Source organism: Lysinibacillus sp. NPDC056232 (assembly GCF_042267565.1).
Taxonomy (GTDB): Bacteria; Bacillota; Bacilli; order Bacillales_A; family Planococcaceae; genus Lysinibacillus.
The window spans coordinates 34,001-55,427 of the sequence record NZ_JBHJTF010000003.1 but is presented as its reverse complement, the minus strand read 5'-3'; the positions used below and the strand labels follow the sequence as shown (position 1 = coordinate 55,427).

The following is a 21,427-nucleotide window of genomic DNA, read 5'->3' as shown; positions in this document are numbered from 1 at the left end:
GGGGCTGCTTGCTTCGCGGGTGTTCTACTCGTTCCGCGGGTATTTCACTCTAAAGCGCGGATATTCTGCCCCGTTCCGCTGGTATTTCCCCTCAAAGCGTGGGTATTCCACCCCGTTTCGCGGGTATTTCACTCCAAAGCGCGGGTATTCTGCCTCGTTCCGCGGGTATTTCACTCCAAAGCGCGGGTATTCTGCCTCGTTCCGCTGGTATTTCCCCTCAAAGCGCGGGTATTCCACCCCGTTCCGCTGGTATTTCCCCTCAAAGCGCGGGTATTCCACCCCGTTCCGCTGGTATTTCCCCTCAAAGCGCGGGTATTCCTCCGTCGCGCGGGAATCTATTAGAATTCTAGTCCTTTAACAGCTGGTATTCCTTCGTCATAATAATGCTTTGTCGCATCAATGGTTGATACTAAATCGGCCATTGCAATAAGCGCTGGATTGGCGCTACGTCCTGTTACAACTAAATGCATGGTAGTTGGGCGCTGCTGAATAGCTTCAATGACTTCGGCTAATGGAAGCACATCATCGATTGGGAATTTTGTAATAGCAAGCGCGTTGTTGAGCTCGTCTAATACGAGTAAATCAATGCTGTCGTCTTGCAGGGCGGCCTTTGTTTTTTTCCATGCCTTTGCTAAAGCGGCACGATGCTCCTCGGGTGTTTTTGTCCAAGTAAAGCCGATTCCCATTTGCTCCATTTCTACGCCAAGTTTACGAAGAGCAATTTGCTCTCCGTATGTACGCTCGGGTGATTTAATAAATTGCATGTATCGTACATTTAGGCCACGACCAACTGCGCGTAATGTGACACCAAGAGAAGCTGTTGTTTTGCCCTTCCCTTCACCTGTATAAACTAAAAACAAGCCTTTTCTAGCCATTCTTCAAGCCTCCCTTAAAGCCATGTTGTTTTTTCTTCAATTGGGGTACGTTTCTTGTCTTTAAGCTCCTGCTCTTCTGGATAGCCAATAAAGATTGTTCCTACTACTTTTTGTGATTCATGTGCGCCTATGAATGTATGCATACGTGGATCATGAACAAGCCCTACCCCGCGTGTACGCCATACAAAGCCAAGTCCTAGCTCCTCTGCGGCAAGCCACATGGACATGATGGCACTACATACGGCAAAGACATTATCTGCTGTTGCATCAGTATCATCTTCTACAATATCTGCTGTAACAACAATGGCAACTGGCGTTGTTTGAACAACCTTTAGCGAGCTTTCTACTAAATTGGGCTTTGTAGGGAATCGCTCCTGTAAATAAACACTTGCCATCTCCTCATAGCGTTTCATCGCATCGTCTTGAATAACATAAAAATGCCAAGGCTCACGCATACGATCATTTGGAGCATAAGTGGCTGCTTGTAAAATTTGCTCGATTTTCTCTTTTTCAACAGGCTGTGTCGTGTAATTGCGAATCGCTCGACGATTTTTTAAAGCCTCGATTACTGTCATGATGTATTTCCTCCTTATGCGCAAATAGGTTTTATTCCTTTATGTAAAGGCTAGTCCTTGCTCTTCAAACCATTGAATTTTCTCGCGTACATTGACGACCTCGCCAACGACAATCATGGAAGGGTTATGGTAGCCTTCTCGTTCAATAACGGTAGCTATTTCATCAAGCTGACCTGTAATGGTACGCTGTTGCTCTGTTGTTCCCCACTCAATAACGGCGACTGGAGTAGTAGCCTTACGACCATTTTCGATGAGCTTTTTAGAAATATAAGCTATATTACCAACACTCATATAAAAGGCGACTGTATCGATACCTGTTGCAAGTGCTGGCCAATTTAAAAAGTCCTGTCCTTTTTCCTCACGACCGTGCCCTGTTACAAGGGCAAAGCTTGTTGCAAAATCACGGTGTGTTACAGGAATACCAGCATACGCCGGAGCAGCAATTCCTGCTGTAATACCAGGTACGATTTCATAAGCAATACCATGATTTTTTAAGATTTCCGCTTCCTCTGCGCCACGACCAAAAACGAATGGATCGCCACCCTTTAAACGTGTGACAATCTTCCCTTCCTGCGCTTTTTCGACAAGTAATGTATGAATCTCATCTTGAATCAAGTGATGCTTACCAGGTAATTTACCACAGTACACAAGCTCGGCATCTTTTTTCGCAAATTCTAGCAATTTCGGGTTCACAAGACGGTCATAAGCAATGACATCCGCCTTTTGAATACATTCGAGCCCATACACTGTTATGAGCTTTGGATCACCTGGTCCGGCTCCAACTAAATACACTTTTCCGTCTTTCATCGCGCTACTCCCATCAATATTTGTTGTAAAAATGCTTCACGTCTATCAATGTCTCCATTGCGTGTCCATTCTAATAAGCTTGGTTCCAGTAATGCTTGTAAAGCGGTACGTCTTTCTGGACCTTTTTCAAACTTCGCAGCAATCATTAAACGTGCTTGCTGTAGGAAGCATACATAATCATCATAAACCTCATCAAATTGCACTTCGAGATCCGCTTTGATTTTACGTGCTAGTGCTGGACTGGCACCTGATGTTGAAACAGTTAATACTAAAGGACCACGGCGCACTGTTGCAGGCGTTATAAAGTCGCTTTCAGCCTGCGCATCAGCGCGATTGATGAGCTGCCAATGCTGGGCTGCTTCTTGAACAGCCTCATTTACTGACGTATCATTTGTTGCCGCAATAATGAGTGATGCATCATCTAAGTCACGCGGTTCAAATTCTTTTTCATGCCACGTAATTTGCCCGGATTCCGCGAGTGGCATCAATGAGTCATCTAGAGTTGGGCTTACAACGACAATATTGGCTTTAGCTGGTAGCAATGACGCTACCTTCTGCGTTGCTACGTGCCCCCCACCAACAATTACTACGGTTTTATATTCAATATTGATGTGAATAGGAAAATAATTAGTCATGATTTTTCACCTTCTTACAAGCTGTTAACCAATTGTCAACAAGCTTTGGGTTCGATACGAAATGAAAATGCGTATAGCCAGCTACTAAATTTCCTGCTTGGTAGCCCTCTTGTTTGTTTCCAAAACGTCCCTTCGTTTCATAGGCTGGCGTATTATGTGTGCCGCTATATTTTGAATAGTGGAATTCATGTCCCTTTGCTTCTTCATCCGTACCAATTAAAAAATTATGTTGTGTGCCAAAAATTTCTCGGTAGCCGAGAGCCGCCAGTTTTGTTTGCATCGCTACTTCTCCTGGAATAACACCAACCATGTCATAACGGTCACCATTACTATTCGTAATAGCCTCCGTCAAATACATAAAGCCTCCACACTCAGCTAATGTCGGTAGACCTTTGGCGATTGCTTCACGAATAGATTTTTTCACATCGGAGTTTTCCGCTAATATATCTGAAAACTCCTCTGGAAAGCCCCCACCTATATACATACCATCAGCTTCTGCGGGAACAGGCTCATTCGCAAGTGGTGAGAAAAATTGTAGCTCTGCTCCTTTTGCACGTAGCAGCGCCAAATTTTCTTCATAATAGAAGTTAAACGCGGCATCCTTTGCTACGGCAATGCAAATATTTTGTGATGGTTGTTCCACAAATAGTTGCCCGGATTCTTGTAAAACAGGAGCCTTTGTTAATGCAAGCAATTGATCTAAGTCAATCGTCTCTGCCATTAAAGACCCTAGCTTATCAAAAAATGTATCGAGTTCTCCTCGTTCAATCGCTGGCACTAATCCTAAATGGCGACTAGGAATATCAATTCCTTCCTCACGCTTCAAATAGCCGATTACAGGAATACCGCACTCCTGCTCAATAGCAGCTTTCGCAATTTCATAATGGCCAACACTACCGACTTGGTTGGCAATGACACCAACGATATTCGGTTGATCCGACAACAATTGAAAGCCTTTCACAACTGCTGCTACACTTCGTGCCATACTCGCACAATTGACAATTAAAATAACAGGACTCTTTGTTACAACACTAATGTCTGCAGCAGAGCCAGCATCCGATAACGGACTTTTACCATCATAAAAGCCCATCACTCCTTCAATAATGGAAACATCCGCATCCTTGCTTGCGCGCGCAACAATATCACACACTGCTTCATGTGAAAACATCCAGCTATCGATATTGCGCGATTTCCGTCCTGTAACGGCAGTATGATAGGTAGGGTCAATATAATCGGGACCACATTTAAAGCCCTGCACAATTTTGCCCTTTTCTTGTAACGCTTTCATAAGTCCAATGGTAAAGGTTGTTTTACCAACCCCACTGCCAGTACCTGCAAGTACAAAGCGATTCGTTTGCATAGGCTTCCTCCTTAAAATGTTAATCTAGCAACAGAGATTGTAGCATTGCCCGATTTTTTCTTTTCTAGCACAAGCGACTCCACCTGCGCATAACGCATCGCAGCAGGCTCACTCACCCCATATGCCCCTGTATATTTAAAAACGGTTTCCGAAGGTGATGGGAAATCAATTTCATTTAATTCTGCCGGTGAATATGTAACAAATCCCCAATCATATTTCTTTGTTATTTCTAGGAAGCATTGCTCGTCCTTCTTTAAATCAATCGTGCATAGCGCTTTCACACTTTTTTTCGAAAGCTTCAGCTCCGCCATGGTTTCATCAATGATTTGCTCAATTTCTTCCACAGATGTCCCACGATTACAGCCCATGCCAAGCACGACCGATTTTGGTCGATAAATGACCCCATTTTCAAGTAGCACTTCTTCTTCTGCGTCAATGATGCGGTCAGTAATGAGCAATGTCGCATGTGGTTTCGCTTCAATCGCTGCATATGTTGTCGGATAAATTTTAATTTGTTCTGGCATCGGTGTGTCACGCATCCACCAGTCACGTTCCCCCGTTTCCTGAACGATTGCGACGTGCTCCTCGTTAACAACAGAGGCACTGACAGGTGTCAGTTTATCGGCACTATCCCATACCCAGCCAAAACGTGCTCCAAATAAATCAACCGGAATGGTCTTTTGCACATCTGAAGCCGTCGTAATAATTGGATTTGCTCCAAGCGCTGCAGCTACTTCATGTGTCAGCTCATTGGCACCACCTAAATGTCCTGATAAGACGCTAATAACGTTTTCACCACGGTCGTCAATGACAACAACACCTGGATCTGTCTTTTTATCCTTTAAAATCGGTGCTATCATGCGTACAACTGCACCGAGTGAAATGATTAAAATTAAGCCTTTATATTGCTTAAAAAGAGTAGGCAACAGTAAACGCACAGTACCTGTAAACATCTGAATATGCTTTTCTGCTTCATCACCCTGCTCGAATTTACTCATGTAATATAAGTCGCTCGCAGCAAAGGTTTGCTGCAAGCGACGCCCAATTTGAACACCGTGCTTTGTGATGGCTACAACTGCATAAGGATTTCGTTGGTCAACCTCGGGCAATACGCCCTCTTGTAGCTCAATCACTTGTCTTCACGCCTTTTCTAAAGCCATGTGTAAAAGTAGCATCATATAATTTCGAACGATATTGATCTTTATCATGAATATCCGGATCTAATGCCCATCCAGCTAAAATCATCGCATGCTTACGAATACCGTTTACACGCATAGCTTCATCCAGTTCAATTAATGTTGTACGTACGATTTTTTGATCTGGCCAAGAAGCTCGTTGAATAACAGCTACTGGTGTATCATCAGCCCAGCCAGCATTCTGTAGTTCTTTTACTATTTTCTTTGTTAACGTTGCGCTCAGGAATAAGGCGATTGTACAGTGGTGACTCGCTAAATCGCGTAGCTTTTCAAATTCTGGTACAGGTGTACGTCCTTCGGCACGCGTTAAAATAAGTGTTTGTGTTAAGTCAGGAATTGTTAATTCTGCTCCGATTGCCGCTGCAGAAGCGAAGACAGAGCTAACACCAGGAATGACCTCATAGCCGATGCCTTCTTTTTTTAATAGTGCCACCTGCTCCATGATGGCTCCATACATAGCAGGGTCTCCTGTATGCATACGAGCTACCACTTTCCCCGCATTGACACGATCTACCATGGTCGCTACCATTTCCTCTAAATGCATACCTGCCGTACGAATAACCTCTGCATCTGGTCTCGCCTTTGCAATAAGGTCCTCACTCACTAAAGAATCTGTATACATCACAACGTCTGCTGTTTGTAGCATATGTAAACCTTTCACTGTAATTAAATCTGGATCACCAGGACCAGCTCCGACAATATATATTTTCTTCATTATTTACGCACCACCATTAACGTTAAATATTCTAAATCGACACCGTCTAGCTCCTGTACATCCCAAATAATTTCCTCGTCAGACGTTACCTTTGTTACGACTGATGCCTTATCAAGTAAATCTAAATCACGTAGCACCTCAAGCATTAAATCAATAACCTTCGCTACTTTTATGAACACCACTGCATCGTGACTTTCAATCGCTTCACGCATCGCCTCATAGTCATCATGGGCAGGGACAATGGCAACACGATCATCGCCATCTGCCAACGCAATGCCAAGTCGTGATGCTGAACCGTTGAACGAAGAAATACCAGGAACTGTTTGAATTTCAACGTCCGGGTGCATGTCCTGCATAAGCTTCATCATATGGATGAACGTACTATATAATAATGGGTCACCTTCTGTAACAAATGCGACATCCTTACCTTCTTGTAATTTTCCATAGACAAGTTCCACTGATTTCGTCCATTCGCGTTCTAATACAGCCTCATCCTTTGTCATTGGAAATACTAGGCCAAGCATATCCTTTTCTTCTGGGTTAATATAGACATCTACGATACGATGTGCGTAGCTTTTACTGCCTTTTAGTTTTTTCGGATACGCAATAACAGGCGATTCCTGAATGACACGAAATGCCTTAACTGTAATTAACTCTGGATCGCCAGGGCCTACGCCCAAGCCATATAAAATACCAAGATTACTCATGATTTTCTTCCTTTCGATATGCAGAAATAATGTAAATCGGATTTAATGGGACAAAACGTGTCATATCTAATATTGGTTTACTGCGCGCAAGCTGTGCCTGCAATATGTCAACAGCAAAGCCACAAGACTTAAACGCTTCGACTGCCTTATATAAATTTTCAATGGTTGCAGCATTCAATACAATACGACCGTTTGGCTTTAAGCGTGAACAGCATAATTGTAAAAGCTCCACCATTTCTCCACCTGTACCGCCGATAAAAATCGCGTCCGGATCAGGGAAGTTTTCAAGTCCCGCTGGTGCTTTACTATGAATAGCAGTAATATCTACACGGAACTTTTGCTGATTTTGCAAGCAATTGTCCAAATCAGGTGCGTTTTTCTCCACTGCAAAAATTTGACCTTCTGGCGCAAGCTTACCAGCCTCAATAGCCATCGAACCTGTACATGTCCCAACGTCCCAAATGATGCTATCCTTTTGTAGCTGCATCGCTTGTAAACTTAAGACACGAATTTCTTTTTTTGTAATCAGACCTTTGTCTGGCTTCCGCTGTGAGAATTCTTCATCATCGATACCGAGTGCATAGCGTATCGGTACAGAAGTTTGCTGTAAAATGACTACATTTAAAGGAGAAAAATCAACCTTTTCTAATTCATCAAGTGAGTACCAGCCGAATTTTTCATTTGTGCCCTGTAAATTTTCTGCGACAAATGCACGGTATTCTGTCATGCCAAAATGCTTTAAATAACGTGCCAACTCATTCGGATTATTCTCTGCATCTGTTAGCAATGCCACTTTCTTTTTACCATCAATTCGTTGTGCTAAGCCTTTCATGGAGCGCCCATGAATACTTGTAACATAAGCATCCTGCCAGCTGTCCCCCATCTTTGAAAAAGCAAGCTGCACAGAGCTCATATATGGATAAACGTCAATGTCTAGCTTTTTCGCTAAATAACCACCGATTCCGTAAAATAATGGATCACCTGACGCTAAAATAACTGTATTTCTTGTTTCTGCAGATAATCTTTCGACAAGCGCTGAAAGACCACCTTTAATCAACATTTTTTCTCCAGTGAAATTCGGGAAAAATTCTAGAACACGCTCTCCACCAACAAGCACCTCACAGTCTTCAATCCACTGTACATATTGCGGTAGTAAGCTTTCTTGTCCGTTATCCCCGATCCCAATCAATTTCATCGATCGATGCAATGTCATCAGCCCTTCCTAATAATTGTCCCTGCATCGAATAGATCGATGTGGAAAGCGTTAAACCGCCCTTAATGTGATGTAATGAAGAATAACAGCATGCCTCACATAAGTGGTGGAAGAATGCATCATAGCCCTTTTCTGCCATAATTTCTCCGACCTGTGAAGCAGTGTTTGCCTCTCGTACGTTTGTAACGGTTTCTTCACCTGCACCTATATCCACTGCTAATTGCGCTAAAAAGTTAAAATCGATGGGGGCACTTTTGGAATGCACCATCATGACACCTTGTGCCACCTTTGAAAATTTCCCCATCATACCAACAAGCGATACTTGCTTCATACCAAGTCGCTTACAATGCTTTAATGTAAAGCCAACAAAATCGCCCATCTCTATGAACGCTTCCTCTGGCAAATGAGGGTACTGTGCCATCGCATACTTTTCACTGCGGCCACCTGTAGTGACAACTAAATGCTCACAACCAGCCTCTTTTGCAACACTAATTGCTTGGACAATGCTGGCCATATAGGCGGAACTTGAAAAAGGCACGACGGTTCCCCTTGTGCCTAAAATGGAGATGCCCCCAATAATACCAAGACGCCCATTTAAGGTTTTTTTAGCTATTTCCTCACCTTTAGGGACGGAAATAACTACGTTAACGCCTCGTTTAATTTGAAATTCATCAAGTACGCCTTGTACAGTACTATGAATCATCTTCCGTGGTACAGGATTGATGGCTGCTTCTCCGACAGGTACTGGTAAGCCGGGCTTTGTTACACGCCCGACACCAATTCCACCGTCCAGATGAATGCCTGGTATATCTGACCAACTCACCGTGCCGATAATGAGTGCTTTATGTGTTGCGTCCGGGTCATCACCAGCATCTTTAATCGTTTCACAGCTAACAGCATTATTTTGAAATGTACATTTTTCTATCGTAAAGGTCGCATCTCGCCCAATCGGTAAATGAATAGTACTTGTTTCTTGCTCTTCATTTGTAATTAAAGCAAGTAATGCGGCCTTCGTTACTGCAGTTGCACAGGATCCCGTTGTATAACCGTGACGCATGTCTTTGGGATCCTTTTTAGGCTTCCGCTCCACTATTTTTTCGCCTGTTCATCCGCTAAAAGTGAGACAGCATTCAATGCGGCAACCGTCACTGTACTACCGCCTTTACGACCAACATTTGTTATATACGGAATACCTTCTAGTTTTAGTAGCTCTTCTTTCGACTCAGCAGCTGATACGAAGCCAACTGGCATACCGATAATTAAATCTGGTTTCGCTAAGCCTTCTTTAATTAAACGAATTAATTCTAGTAATGCTGTCGGTGCATTCCCAATTGCATAAATGCCACCTTCATGTAATTTAGATGCCTTTTGCATAGAGATAATCGCACGCGTAGTATTTTGTTTTTTCGCTTCAATCGAAACGTCTTCATCTGCAATATAGCAGTGTAAATCGCCACCATGCTTTTGGAAGCGTTTTTTCCCTGAACCACTTTCGATCATTTGCACATCTGCAATGACATGGCGGCCAGCAAGGATTGATTTAATACCGGCCTCAAGTGCTCCTGGTGTAATAATAACGCTACGTCCTAATTCAAAGTCAGCAGAAGCGTGAATAATGCGACGTACAACTTTCCACTCATCCTCTGAGAAGTTATGCTCGCCCATTTCCTCTGCAATAATTGAAAAACTGTAATCGTAAATTTTATCTGGGTCTACTGTTAAAGGTTTGAAATCTGTTTTAAAATCCATCTGAATGGCCTCCTAAAGTGTGTTCTGTACAGCTCGTAATACATCTTCAAATGTAGAATATTGCTGTCCGTATTTGATATTTGGTCTTGCAATTAAAATCGTTTCAATGCCACATGCAAGGGCAGCGTCTAGCTTTTCATCCACCGAGCCAACCTTGCCGCTTTCTTTTGTAATCATCAATGTCACATCATATTGACGAAACAGTGCTTCGTTTAATTCCTTAGAAAAAGGGCCCTGTATGGCAATAATATCTCTTTGTGCCACACCAAGTGCTTCACACTTTTCCATATTATCGAGTCGAGGAAGCATACGTGCAATCACCCGCGTATTTTCTAAGCCATGTAACACCTTTGTAAAGGTAGCCAGCGTTTTACTGCCCGTCGTTAGCATAATGACTCCACGTTTTTCCGCTGCTACATGGGCAGCCTCCTCATAATCTTTCACAACCGTAATTAGTGGATGGGCATAATGCTCATGTGCACGTTCATAGCGAATATACGGAACATTTGCTTGCTCAGCTGCCGCCATCGCATTTTTTGAAGCTTCTTCAGCAAATGGATGAGAGGCATCTACAACTAAATGGTATCCTCGCTCCGTGATAATCGTCGCCATTTCCTCCGCCGTTAATCGACCGACTAAATGAGGAAGACCTACTTCTGCAAGGCTTGAAGCGGCTGAATCAGTGACGACCGTTGCAGTCACAGCATAACCTGCTGACTGTAGTTCAAGTGCTAGATTTCTGGCATCGCTCGTCCCCGCTAACATGAAAATCATTTCACTGGCTCCTCTTCATGGTGATGATCGTGATCATGGTGGTCATGTCCATGATCGTGGTCATGATGGTGATGATGATGCGCAGGTCCATGCACTGCCGCATAAGCACGATAATTTTCTAAATCTTGCATACCTGTTGATGTGCCATTCACAGCTTGCTCAATACGCTCCAATAGCACATTTTGTAAACGCTCATGATAGCCAAAATAGTTGGCAATTTGAATAGCACAATCAGGATATTTTTCGTTAAATTGCTTACACATACCATTCATTCGTTCCATTAGGATACCCGTGAATAAAAAGTATGGTAGCATAATGACTTTTTTAGCACCCAGCTTCACACAGCGCTCTATTCCTTCTTCAACACGAGGATCTGTTACGCCCATAAACGCGCTTTCTACATACTGAACCGGGAGTTTTTCCCATAACAAACGTGTAATTTTATAAAAATCACCATTTGCATATGGGTCACTACCGCCTCGTGCAATTAATAAAATGGCAGTATCCTTATGTTCTTCTTCCGCATTAAAGCCGATTTCTGCTAAACGATCTTCTAAAATCGCAAATATTTCTTCATGGATACCGATTGTTTGACCATATGTGAACGTTATATTCGGATAATGCTCACGCGCATGTTCGATTTCTGCTGGAATATGCATTTTTGAATGTCCAGCATGAAGAAGGATAATCGGAATAACATGCACCTCTGTAGCACCCTTTTTCACACAGTTCGTAATACCTTCTTCAATGTTTGGCGAAGCGAATTCTAAAAAACATGTTTCTACTAAAAAGCTATCATCAATACGAGGTGTCATTTGCTCGATAAACGTGCGTACCTCGTCATTCCCTGCTGCTAAACGGCTCCCGTGGCCGACAAATAAAATTGCTTTCATCTCATTACCCCTCACTAGTCGCCGCATGGAGCTGGCTCAACTTTTATTTTTGAAGACATATCCTGATACGTAAAATGTAGGATCTTTTTCACACGCTTGAAGTATTTAAACAAACGTTCATTTGGATATGCATTTGCTTTATATTCTTCGATAATGTCGGTGATCAGCGGTATTAGCTGTTCAGGTTCTAATCCCTCAACAACAGGCTGGGCCGCATGTGCTGTCCGACCAACCGGCTTGGCACCAATAAAAACATCAAATTTACTTTTACGATAAACAATGCCAATATCATCAAATACGGCTCGATAACACGCCATACCACAGCCATTAAAGCCAATATTTAAAGTTTTCGGTAACGCCATACCACCAAGCTTTTCTTGAATCTCTTCTGCATATGGAATCGAATCGGTTTTTTCTCCGTAACAGAAATCACAAGCCTTTAACGAAAGTACCTCACCAATTGGTGTTAGTAAAAAGCCCACTTTACGAAGCTTTGCTGTAATTTCTTCAGGCTCAGACGTTGGAATTTTCAAATGAATTTGATGGTCTGGTGTATACTCCATCGTCCCTTCCTCACCAACGACCTCAGCTAACGTCATCATTTGTTGAGGAGTAAAGAATTTATTGGCTACCCCTGGACTTACAGCTAATTCAAAAATGGATTCGATTTTTTGTTGAACAAACTTAGGTGAACTTTTCACAGCGCTCGTTCCCTTCACCATTGCCAGAGCTGCTGTCGCCAATTCAAGTGATGATTTTTTAGGCTTTGGTTCAGGTGTTATAGCTAAACTGGGTTTTATACGATTGGCATTGGGATCTGTCGCAAAATCATTACGCGCAGAGCCTGTTTCTTGATTCATGGCCCACGGTTCATTTTCTTCCTTCAGTCGTTGATGTGGTCGTAACGGCTGTTTTTCTTCACCAAGTGTATATTTGCGCTGATAACCCCGTGGCGTAATCATTTTATTGTCGTAGAAGAATGTTGTTGAATTCCCGATAATAACAGTTGTTAACATGCCGATATCATGTTCAAGCATTTCTGCTAAAGTTGTCATCGTAATTTCTTGTCGTTCTCGATATGCGCTTTTCACAAGTCCAACCGGTGTATCTGGCGAACGATATTCTAATAAAATTCGTTGTGCTTCTACGATTTGTCTCGTACGACGTCCACTTTTCGGGTTATAAAGAGCAATAACAAAATCCGCCATTGCTGCCGCTTCTACTCGTTTTGCAATTAAATTCCAAGGTGTTAAGTGGTCACTTAAACTAATGGTACAGGCGTCATGCATAATGGGAGCACCTAGTAAACTGGCACATGAATTAATAGCTGAAATACCTGGAACAATTTCTACCTCGATACCAGTTGCTTCTGTCCAGCCTAGCTCGATTAATACCTCATACACTAATCCTGCCATTCCATAAACCCCGGCATCCCCACTGGAAATGACCGATACGATACTTCCAGCCTCTGCTTGACGCACCGCTTCTTGAGCACGTGAAACTTCCTCTGTCATACCAGTACTAATAATCGACTTTGCACTAACTAAATCCTGAATCAGTTCAACATAAGTTTTATAGCCTATAATCATATGACTTTGTTGTAGTGCTTCCACAGCACGAGTCGTAATATGTTTAAAGTCTCCAGGGCCAAAGCCAACTACGAAAATCTTACCTTTTTGAGCCATTTTGTTACCCCTCTTTCTCCTTTTCAATACCTTTAATGGCTGTTGTTTGCGCTGTACGCTGCAACAAACCTTCACGCAATGTAAAAACATGCTCATTATGTAACGATTCATGATTTAAATCTTGTACGAGTGCCTTCGCATGCTCCGTTGTCGACACACGGTACCAATTCCCCTGAGGATAAGCGATGACAACACAAGCATCCTTACACCTACCATTACAGCGGGTCCTTGTTGTATGTATTTCCTGATCAAGCGCTAGCAACCGTATTTCATCACGAATTGCCTGTGTAATATCTTCAGCATCTTTTTTCATACAACTACTACCATTGCATATAAAAAGATGTGTTTTCATCCCCTCTAAATTCCAAGTTGTCATAGTTGTTCTCCCCTCATTTGCTTTTAGGAAAAAGAAAAACCTTTACTCTAGTCGAAGAGTAAAGGTTTAGTAGAAGCCAAATAAAAACGAATATACGGGTACTCGCTCTCGCTTCAACTTCTCCCTCCGAAAAGTTTGCATGCATTATCACATAAGCAGGTTTCCTGACTTAAGCTTCCTTTTACTTTCGCGCCTTCCTAGTTTTCACTAGTGGCATCCGCGATTTCATCAGCTATTACAGTAGCGGGGGCTGTATCGGATTCTCACCGATTTCCCTATTATCTTGAAAATATTCAAGCACTTATGGATGTTTTATATGAATTTATATTATATCAATTATGCCTCGGCATAATTGCGTCCGGAATCGGCTTTGTGCTTGCACAAAGAACTTATTTCCGATTCCGTGACATCCGCCGGAGGCTTTAACTTCTTTCAGCAGGTGTTTGGAACCCGCTGAAAAGTAACTTAAATCTGCATTCATCTCACTACCTATAGAGGTGGGAGACTTCTGCTGAAAGAAGTTTAATGTAATAGAAAACTGTTTCTATCATATCTTATTATTTAAAAAATTCAATATTTCTTTTTTAATTTGTGACAATTTTTTTAATATTTCATAGCAATATGTGAAATCTTTATCTATTTATCAGAATTTTCGACATAGAATCTCAATTTAAAATTTTTTCATAAAAAGTATAGCATATATATGGAAAATCATGTTACACTTTGTCGTGAAATCTCACAACTTCATCTTTTTTCGGTGCGAATTGTTCATCATTTCGCTTAAAAGGGAAGCCGGTTCAAGTCCGGCGCGGTCCCGCCACTGTACTAGGGAGTTTTATAGAGAACGTCACTGTCCAAAGGATGGGAAGGCCTATAAAACGTTGAACTAAAGCCAGGAGACCTGCCGAAAAATATGTGATCGTTTCAACCTACGAGGATAGGTGTGCGGCTGAGCAGATTAGAATTTTATTTGCATTTTTAGCTATGCACTTTTCCACAAACGGAGAAGTGTTTTTTATTTTCATTCAAAAGAGACCCCATCTCAAGGTGGCAGATGAGTACAGATATGGTTCCGGCTTGGTCAAAACATCTACTGAATGAAAATAAAGCCTCCGGCGGATGTCACGGATTTTCAAAGGAATGAAATGTGCTGGCACAATTCAAAATCCTGACGCAATTACGCCAAGGCGAAATTGTTTAGTTCGCATACTAATTCGAAAAATTTTAATGTGAGGAGGAGAGATATTTGAAATTCTCAGGTTGGAAGCTTAGTTATTTCTTATTGGCATTTTTATTCGTGCCAAATCGTGCATTTGCGATGCATATTATGGAGGGCTTTTTGCCAATCGAATGGGCGATTTTTTGGTGGGTCTTATCGATTCCATTTATTATTTTAGGATTACGTTCTATTCGTAAAACTATTGATGAAAATCCTGAAACAAAAATGATATTAGGGCTATCGGGTGCTTTCGCCTTTGTGCTATCAGCTTTAAAAATCCCTTCTGTAACGGGAAGTTGCTCGCATCCTACAGGAGTTGGGCTTGGGACAGTTCTTTTTGGACCATTAGCGATGAGTGTTATCGGAACAATCGTATTATTATTCCAATCTTTACTTTTAGCCCATGGCGGACTTACAACTTTAGGTGCTAATGCCTTTTCTATGGCAATTGCTGGGCCTATTATTGCTTATTATGTTTTTAAGGGCTCACAAAAAATGGGGTTATCATTTTCAGTAGCCGTCTTTTTAGCAGCAATGCTTGGTGACTTAGGTACATATGTTGTCACTTCTGTACAATTAGCTCTTGCCTTCCCTTCTGAAATCGGAGGCTTTATGGCTTCTTTCACAAAGTTTGCTGGTATTTTCGCGTTAACGCAAATTCCTCTTGCTGTTAGTGAAGGCATTTTAACAGTGATCGTTATGAACTTCTTGAAGAAATACAATGTGAGTGAATTAAAAGCTTTACGTGTTTTCTCAGCAAAGGAGGCTCACTAACATGAAAAAAAATTTACTGCTCTTAGCAATTGTTGTGTTGCTAGCAATCTTCCCACTTTTTATTCAAAAAGGCGCCGAATTCGAGGGTGCTGATGGCGAAGCGGAGGCAGCAATTGGTGAAATAGATGCTAACTACGAGCCATGGTTTGAAAGTTTTTGGGAGCCACCAAGTGGTGAAATAGAAAGCTTATTATTCGCACTACAAGCTGCTATTGGCGCTGCATTTATCGGCTATTTCATCGGCTTAATGCGCGGCAAACATAAAGAGGGTTAAGCGATGTTACTCATTGATAAGTATGCTTATATGAATAAACTAGCGTCTGTTCATCCGCTAGAAAAAATGACGTTTTCCCTTGGACTGCTTCTATTGTCACTTATCATGAGAGATGAACGAATTTCACTCATTACATTTATTGTGATGAGTGCTTTTATCATTTTAGGTGCAAAAATCCCTGCTACATATTATGCAAAATTACTATTGCTACCCGGGTTTTTTTTACTATCAAGTCTAGTATCCATTTTAATTTCTATAGTGCCGGCAACAAGCACGCTGCCTACAAACATTTGGTCATTTTCTCTTCATCATTGGACAATTTTTATCGGCAGTACGAGCTTATTTACAGCGCAACAGCTTTTTTTCATCGTCCTTGGCAGTATAAGCTGTTTGTATTTTTTAATTCTCACAACATCAGTCCAATCTATTTGTTACGTCCTACGACAATGGAGACTGCCTACTCTATTTGTAGAGCTAGTAGAGCTAACGTATCGTTTTATTTTTATCTTTTTAGACAGTATGCAAAAAATTCATCTTGCTCAACAGGCTCGACTAGGTTACAGCTCCCCTATGCAGTGGCTTCGCTCGGTTTCACTGCTGATTGTTGCTTTATTTGTCGAGATGTTCCAACGAAGCCGTGAGCTAAACAATGCGATAGAAGCACGTGGTGGCGAAACGGTCTATTGGCAGGAGAATGTTACTTATAACACAAAAAATTGGCTAGGCATTGCTGCAATTTTTATACTCCTCATCATTTATGGAGGTTTTTTCTAATGACAGACTTATACTTTGAATTAACACATTTATCTTACGCTTATGCAGATGGAACTCATGCCTTAACAGACATTACACTTGAGATTCCAAAAGGGAAAAAAATCGCTTTACTTGGTCATAATGGGGCTGGAAAATCAACATTATTTCAGCATTTAAATGGTATTTTGAAGCCTACAGCAGGAAGTATAACCTTTCAAGGCAAAGCACTTAACTATAGTAGAAAAGCATTAAAGGAATTACGTCAACAGGTTGGAATTGTATTTCAGGATGCAGACAACCAGCTTTTTTCTGGCACTGTTAAGCAAGATATTGCATTTGGACCTTTGAACCTTGGCTGGACAACTGAAAAAATTGAAGAAAAAATTGCGTGGGCGATCGCTCAAACCGAAGTTGAAGCATTGCTTAATAAACCGATACATTTCTTAAGTGTTGGACAGAAAAAACGTGTCGCAATGGCAGGAGTACTTGCAATGGAACCTTCCGTTTTATTACTAGATGAACCGACAGCTGGACTAGATAATTATTATAGTGCACAAATTTTACAGTATTTAGCTACGTTAGAAAACGGTGAACGAACCATTTTATTAGCGACGCATGATATCCCGTTAGCCTATGAATGGGCAGATCAAATAATCGTAATGGAAGCCGGAAGAATTATTTATAATGGCGATCCCGTTGAACTGTTCTTTCAAGAGGATTTGCTTGAAAGAGCCCATCTTGAACGCCCATGGGTCTTCGAAACGGCCATTGCTTTACAAAACAAAAAGCTATTTGAGAAAAACATCAAAATGCCTCGTTCTAAGGAAGATTTACACAGACTTATTGAGCAGCTATAAGACAATTTATCCGTAGTTGGAATTTTTAATTGTGAATGGCAGCCATTATTTAGAAAGATGTGGATTTTACTTCTCCTTTCTACAAATCTTTACGATGGGTAAACTATGATGGTAAAATATAGAATGGTATCTTTGAAAAATATATCCTCATTTATGAAACTTTTCTATCACTCATTCGTAATAGTATAGATGTCACAAATAATAACCTACCCGAGGAGGGAAAACAGTTGAAGAACTGGAAGAAGAAATCAATCGCTTTAGTAGCATCTGCAGCACTAATGGTTCCTACAACTTCTGCATTTGCGGAAGCTCCACAAAAAACAGCAAAGAACCAAGATTTAGTGAAAGTTGCTAGCAATAAGGACCAAACAGTCAAAAATCAAAAAGAATGGATTAGTAAGGATACGATTATCGTCAAACATTCAGGTCTTGATAAGAATGTACATAACAAAATTGGCGCAAAAGTGATCCGCTCTATTCCTTCATTAGGTTACGATGTTATCCAACTGAACAAAGGAACAGATTTAGAAAAAGCAGTTTCCTTTTATGCTAAACAAAAAGGGGTTAAAAATGTATCCCCAAGCTATTTGTATCATTCCTTTGGCACGAAAACAGATCCAAAGAAACAGGATATGTATCATTTAAACCTACTTGAAATTGATAAAGCTCTACAATTAGCAGGTAACAATGATGTAAAAGTGGCAGTTATCGATTCTGGTGTGGACTTTAAACATCCAGATTTAAAATCTCAAGTGCTACCTCCATATAATGCTGTAGCACCTGCCAATACTTCTTATCCTGGTGATCATGGAACACATGTTGCAGGAATTATTGGCGCTGCAAAAGATAATGGGATTGGAGGACATGGGATTAATCCAAATGCCAAGATTCTTCCAATTGATGTATTCAACGGAAAAGATGGTGCTAATGATTTCATCATTGCACAAGGAATCCTTTACGCTATCGAGCAAGGCGCTGATGTTATCAATATGAGTCTTGGCGGCTATGGTGATAACCCATTAATGGAGGAAGCCGTTCAGAAAGCGATTGAAAAAGGAGTTACCGTTGTAGCTGCTGCTGGAAATGAATCGACAGATAATTACTCCTTCCCTGCTTCTTACGAAGGCGTTATAAGTGTTGGTTCTACGAATGATCGAAACAAACTATCAAGCTATTCAAATTATGGTCCATCAGTTGACCTAGTAGCGCCAGGTGAAGAAATTTACAGTACCGTTCATGATGAGAAAAAAGGATCATCCTTTGTAAAATTTAGTGGAACATCGATGGCATCTCCTGTTGTTGCAGGTGTGGCTTCCCTTTTAAAATCAAAATATCCAGATTTAAAGCCATATGAAATAGAGGCTATTCTTGAAATGACCGCAAAGGATTTAGGTGATGAAGGCTATGACCTTACATATGGACATGGACTTGTAGATCCTGTGAAAGCATTACAGTTTAATATAAAAGATTTACCAAAACAGTATTCAGAAACAAAAGAAGAGCGCTTGAAAAACGCTAAAGTCCTTAAAAAGGATACATTAAATACTGAAAAAGGTGTATTCAACCAACCGGACGAAAAGAAATGGTACAAGGTTGATCTAGATGCAAATGAATATGCTCAAATGACATTAAAAGGTGCAGACAAATATGATTATGCATTTGATTTGTACTTCTACCCTGAAGGTTCTAATAAAAAAGTAGAACCAATTAACGTCAATGATGTTCGCGTAGGCAAGCAAGAAGGATACCTATATAGTGCAGATCAAAAAGGAACCCTTCTTATTGGAGTTAAAGATCATAATGGCAACTATAGCTCAAAGGGCGATTCTAACTATATCTTCACAGCTCAAACGACTAAAGAATTACCAATTGATTCATTAGATATGGAGCATATGGAGAATATTGAAAAATTCCCATTCAGTACAGAAGGGAAAAACTATACCCTACTTTCTGAAGATCATCTAGGTGACAAAGATTATTTCACATTTTCAGTAAATGAACCAACGACACTGAAATTTGATTTAACTGGGATTCCAGGTGTTACTGCATCCATGGAGCTTTATTTAAAAGAAGACCTACCAACAGAGATAGTCAATGATGAAGGATTAGATGAGGCATATCCAATCCGAGCATCTTACGGTACAGATAAAGGCGAAGGAGTAAGTTTGGTTGTCGATGCACTGCCTAATGAAAAGTATGTCATCGGCGTCTCTAATGAAAACAGTAATAATTCTACACTTGAAATGTTCTTTAACGGCGGTATTGATACTGAAGCAACTGTTAGTGAATCCATCATTCCTTACACATTAAAAGGTGAAGTCGTTACCCTTCCTGAAGATGAAGACGGCCTTACATCAGTAGGAATGCTAGAAAACAACGTACAAGAGGATCTTTCATCTTTTAATGAATATAAAACAAAAAAACGTAATCAAATGAATGATTTTATGAATATGTTCATGAATCCAGGTGCTATGGAACAACCGGAAAACGTTGAGCAAATTATGAAGCAAGCGATTCGTTTTAATATTGGTCAAGATCAAAAAGCATACTTCCAAACTGAAGATGATGAAGATTACTTCACATTTACAGCTAAAGAAAATGCCGTTTATGGTTTCAACATTCAAAAAGGTATAAATCAATCACCAGCTGGTAATATATTCGAATACGATGAGGAAACAAAGGAACTAATACCAGTTTCTTCATTAACTAACGATATGGGGTTACTTAGTCTACTTCTTGGTTCAAAAATTGATGAAAACGAAGCTAAGACAGTTGCATTGAAAAAGGATAAAACCTATGTTGTAAAAGTAATGAATCTTGGTGACCGTTCTTCTGAACCGTATACACTTAAAACAAGTAAAATGGCAGCTATTCCACAAGAGGATAAAACAAATCATAATACACCAAAAACTGCTATGAAGATTCAACCAGGTACTACTTACAAAGATCATCTCATTTATCAAGATGATACAGATTTCTACTATTTTAAACAATATGACAAAGATGCAGTCATGAGCCTTCTTATTTCTTCTGTACCATATACAAAAGAACAGCTAGATCAATTACCAAAAGAACTTCAAAATGACTTGAAGTTTTCAGGCTCCATTATAGAAGATACAAATGGCAATAGAAAAATTGATCCAAAAGAAATGGCAACAGAAATACAATTTGGACAAGGTGAAGATCTCCTTCAAATACTAATGGGTCTTGGTGGGACAACAGATGTGAATACTTCTTTTAAAGCCAAACAGGGTCATGGATATTTTATTGTCCTTAACGGAAGCAATGTTGGGCAATTATCAATCCAACCGTATACTTTAACTTTGTTTGATCATAAAAATGCAGATGAAGATGCCGATTCCAAGTTAGTTAACGGTGTGCCGACAAAACCAACTGTACTTACGAAAAAAGACGGTAAATGGGTAGCTCAGCAATATCTAAATGCAGGTATTCCGTTTGGTGATAAAGACTATTTTGAGTTTAAAAACGACAGCAAACGTGATGTGTCCTTCTCTCTTAAAACAGAAAAAGCACTAGATGGCGTCATCCGTATTATTGATGCAAAAGGAAAAACAGTACAAACTTTAGATTATTACGGAGCTGGAGATGCTGAAGTAGGTACAGTCACATTGGATAAAGGAACTTACTTTATTGAAGTAAGTGAATACTACGGCAAAGCTAGTACTCAACCATATACACTAGAAATAAAATAAAATATCAACCCCTTGGACTGAAAAATAAACGTAGTAGAAAGATAGAATTTTCGGTTGAAGGTGTAAAAGAATTATCCCCTAGATGATGAAAAATCTAGGGGATTTTTTATTGAAGTATTCGTGTTTTATTCACTATAACGCGGCGTTTATTTCCGTTCCAACTAAGCACTTTTTCAATGGTTTTTATTAAACTCTCAGGCCAATACTAGTCATGATGGCGCGTGATACTTTTAACTTTTATTCCCCTACTAATGACACTGATATAAAAGTATTCGCC

General features: G+C 40.6%; 21 protein-coding genes and 2 riboswitches. Of the genes, 5 read left to right on the top strand and 16 right to left on the bottom strand.

What is annotated here, in order from left to right; translation table 11 throughout:
• Nucleotides 1-24 precede the first annotated feature (24 nt).
• Genes ACFCYJ_RS03520 through ACFCYJ_RS03445 form a run of 16 tightly spaced genes read right to left on the bottom strand, consistent with a single transcriptional unit; the run spans nucleotide 25 to nucleotide 13,560 of the window.
• Nucleotides 25-279: a hypothetical protein gene (locus tag ACFCYJ_RS03520; protein WP_376070756.1), complete on the bottom strand. Its 255-nt coding sequence runs from the start codon at nucleotides 277-279 to the stop codon at nucleotides 25-27.
• Between the two features lie 59 nt (nucleotides 280-338).
• The gene (locus ACFCYJ_RS03515; RefSeq protein ID WP_376070753.1) at nucleotides 339-875 is read right to left on the bottom strand and encodes a cob(I)yrinic acid a,c-diamide adenosyltransferase; all 537 of its coding nucleotides are present in this window, start codon (nucleotides 873-875) and stop codon (nucleotides 339-341) included.
• Between the two features lie 14 nt (nucleotides 876-889).
• Nucleotides 890-1,450: a nitroreductase family protein gene (locus ACFCYJ_RS03510; protein WP_376070750.1), complete on the bottom strand. Its 561-nt coding sequence runs from the start codon at nucleotides 1,448-1,450 to the stop codon at nucleotides 890-892.
• A gap of 39 nt (nucleotides 1,451-1,489) precedes the next feature.
• Complete coding sequence (gene cobA / locus ACFCYJ_RS03505; protein ID WP_376070747.1) at nucleotides 1,490-2,257, bottom strand: uroporphyrinogen-III C-methyltransferase; 768 nt, start codon at nucleotides 2,255-2,257, stop codon at nucleotides 1,490-1,492.
• The gene (locus ACFCYJ_RS03500; RefSeq protein WP_376070745.1) at nucleotides 2,254-2,892 is read right to left on the bottom strand and encodes a precorrin-2 dehydrogenase/sirohydrochlorin ferrochelatase family protein; all 639 of its coding nucleotides are present in this window, start codon (nucleotides 2,890-2,892) and stop codon (nucleotides 2,254-2,256) included. Before ACFCYJ_RS03500 ends, cobA begins: the two co-directional genes overlap by 4 nt.
• On the bottom strand, nucleotides 2,885-4,252 hold the full coding sequence (locus ACFCYJ_RS03495; RefSeq protein WP_376070743.1) for a cobyrinic acid a,c-diamide synthase CobB: 1,368 nt from the start codon (nucleotides 4,250-4,252) through the stop codon (nucleotides 2,885-2,887). Before ACFCYJ_RS03495 ends, ACFCYJ_RS03500 begins: the two co-directional genes overlap by 8 nt.
• An 11-nt stretch (nucleotides 4,253-4,263) precedes the next feature.
• The gene (locus tag ACFCYJ_RS03490; protein WP_376070741.1) at nucleotides 4,264-5,385 is read right to left on the bottom strand and encodes a cobalt-precorrin 5A hydrolase; all 1,122 of its coding nucleotides are present in this window, start codon (nucleotides 5,383-5,385) and stop codon (nucleotides 4,264-4,266) included.
• Entirely contained in the window at nucleotides 5,378-6,163 is a 786-nt protein-coding gene (gene cobM / locus ACFCYJ_RS03485; RefSeq protein WP_370081255.1) for a precorrin-4 C(11)-methyltransferase, read from the bottom strand. Before cobM ends, ACFCYJ_RS03490 begins: the two co-directional genes overlap by 8 nt.
• Entirely contained in the window at nucleotides 6,163-6,870 is a 708-nt protein-coding gene (cobI, locus tag ACFCYJ_RS03480; RefSeq protein ID WP_376070738.1) for a precorrin-2 C(20)-methyltransferase, read from the bottom strand. Before cobI ends, cobM begins: the two co-directional genes overlap by 1 nt.
• Nucleotides 6,863-8,065, bottom strand: coding sequence for a precorrin-6y C5,15-methyltransferase (decarboxylating) subunit CbiE (gene cbiE / locus ACFCYJ_RS03475; RefSeq protein WP_376070736.1), 1,203 nt, complete (start codon nucleotides 8,063-8,065; stop codon nucleotides 6,863-6,865). Before cbiE ends, cobI begins: the two co-directional genes overlap by 8 nt.
• Nucleotides 8,040-9,173, bottom strand: coding sequence for a cobalt-precorrin-5B (C(1))-methyltransferase (locus ACFCYJ_RS03470; RefSeq protein ID WP_376070733.1), 1,134 nt, complete (start codon nucleotides 9,171-9,173; stop codon nucleotides 8,040-8,042). The genes cbiE and ACFCYJ_RS03470 overlap by 26 nt, the downstream gene beginning before the upstream one ends.
• The gene (locus tag ACFCYJ_RS03465) at nucleotides 9,173-9,832 is read right to left on the bottom strand and encodes a precorrin-8X methylmutase (RefSeq protein ID WP_376070730.1); all 660 of its coding nucleotides are present in this window, start codon (nucleotides 9,830-9,832) and stop codon (nucleotides 9,173-9,175) included. Before ACFCYJ_RS03465 ends, ACFCYJ_RS03470 begins: the two co-directional genes overlap by 1 nt.
• A 12-nt stretch (nucleotides 9,833-9,844) precedes the next feature.
• Entirely contained in the window at nucleotides 9,845-10,606 is a 762-nt protein-coding gene (gene cobK, locus ACFCYJ_RS03460) for a precorrin-6A reductase (RefSeq protein ID WP_376070727.1), read from the bottom strand.
• Nucleotides 10,603-11,499, bottom strand: a complete 897-nt coding sequence (locus tag ACFCYJ_RS03455) for a sirohydrochlorin chelatase (protein WP_376070724.1) — start codon at nucleotides 11,497-11,499, stop codon at nucleotides 10,603-10,605. The genes cobK and ACFCYJ_RS03455 overlap by 4 nt, the downstream gene beginning before the upstream one ends.
• A 14-nt stretch (nucleotides 11,500-11,513) precedes the next feature.
• Entirely contained in the window at nucleotides 11,514-13,184 is a 1,671-nt protein-coding gene (gene cobJ / locus ACFCYJ_RS03450; protein WP_376070722.1) for a precorrin-3B C(17)-methyltransferase, read from the bottom strand.
• A 4-nt stretch (nucleotides 13,185-13,188) separates the two neighbouring features.
• Nucleotides 13,189-13,560, bottom strand: a complete 372-nt coding sequence (locus tag ACFCYJ_RS03445) for a (2Fe-2S) ferredoxin domain-containing protein (RefSeq protein WP_376070720.1) — start codon at nucleotides 13,558-13,560, stop codon at nucleotides 13,189-13,191.
• Between the two features lie 137 nt (nucleotides 13,561-13,697).
• Nucleotides 13,698-13,880, bottom strand: a riboswitch (cobalamin riboswitch).
• 418 nt (nucleotides 13,881-14,298) lie between these two features.
• A riboswitch (cobalamin riboswitch) is annotated at nucleotides 14,299-14,483 on the top strand.
• Nucleotides 14,484-14,806: 323 nt separating this feature from the next.
• On the opposite strand from ACFCYJ_RS03445, the gene ACFCYJ_RS03440 reads away from it, so the two are divergent.
• The 5 genes from ACFCYJ_RS03440 to ACFCYJ_RS03420 all read left to right on the top strand — a co-directional run bounded on the left by ACFCYJ_RS03440 (nucleotide 14,807) and on the right by ACFCYJ_RS03420 (nucleotide 21,150).
• Nucleotides 14,807-15,553, top strand: coding sequence for an energy-coupling factor ABC transporter permease (locus ACFCYJ_RS03440; protein WP_376070718.1), 747 nt, complete (start codon nucleotides 14,807-14,809; stop codon nucleotides 15,551-15,553).
• Nucleotide 15,554: 1 nt separating this feature from the next.
• Nucleotides 15,555-15,827, top strand: coding sequence for an energy-coupling factor ABC transporter substrate-binding protein (locus ACFCYJ_RS03435; protein ID WP_376070715.1), 273 nt, complete (start codon nucleotides 15,555-15,557; stop codon nucleotides 15,825-15,827).
• Nucleotides 15,828-15,830: 3 nt separating this feature from the next.
• Nucleotides 15,831-16,601 (top strand): cobalt ECF transporter T component CbiQ, encoded by a 771-nt coding sequence (gene cbiQ, locus ACFCYJ_RS03430; RefSeq protein WP_376070712.1) that lies wholly within the window; start codon nucleotides 15,831-15,833, stop codon nucleotides 16,599-16,601.
• Nucleotides 16,601-17,437 (top strand): energy-coupling factor ABC transporter ATP-binding protein, encoded by an 837-nt coding sequence (locus tag ACFCYJ_RS03425; RefSeq protein WP_376070709.1) that lies wholly within the window; start codon nucleotides 16,601-16,603, stop codon nucleotides 17,435-17,437. Before cbiQ ends, ACFCYJ_RS03425 begins: the two co-directional genes overlap by 1 nt.
• 227 nt (nucleotides 17,438-17,664) lie before the next feature.
• Complete coding sequence (locus ACFCYJ_RS03420) at nucleotides 17,665-21,150, top strand: S8 family peptidase (protein WP_376070706.1); 3,486 nt, start codon at nucleotides 17,665-17,667, stop codon at nucleotides 21,148-21,150.
• Nucleotides 21,151-21,427: the final 277 nt, after the last annotated feature.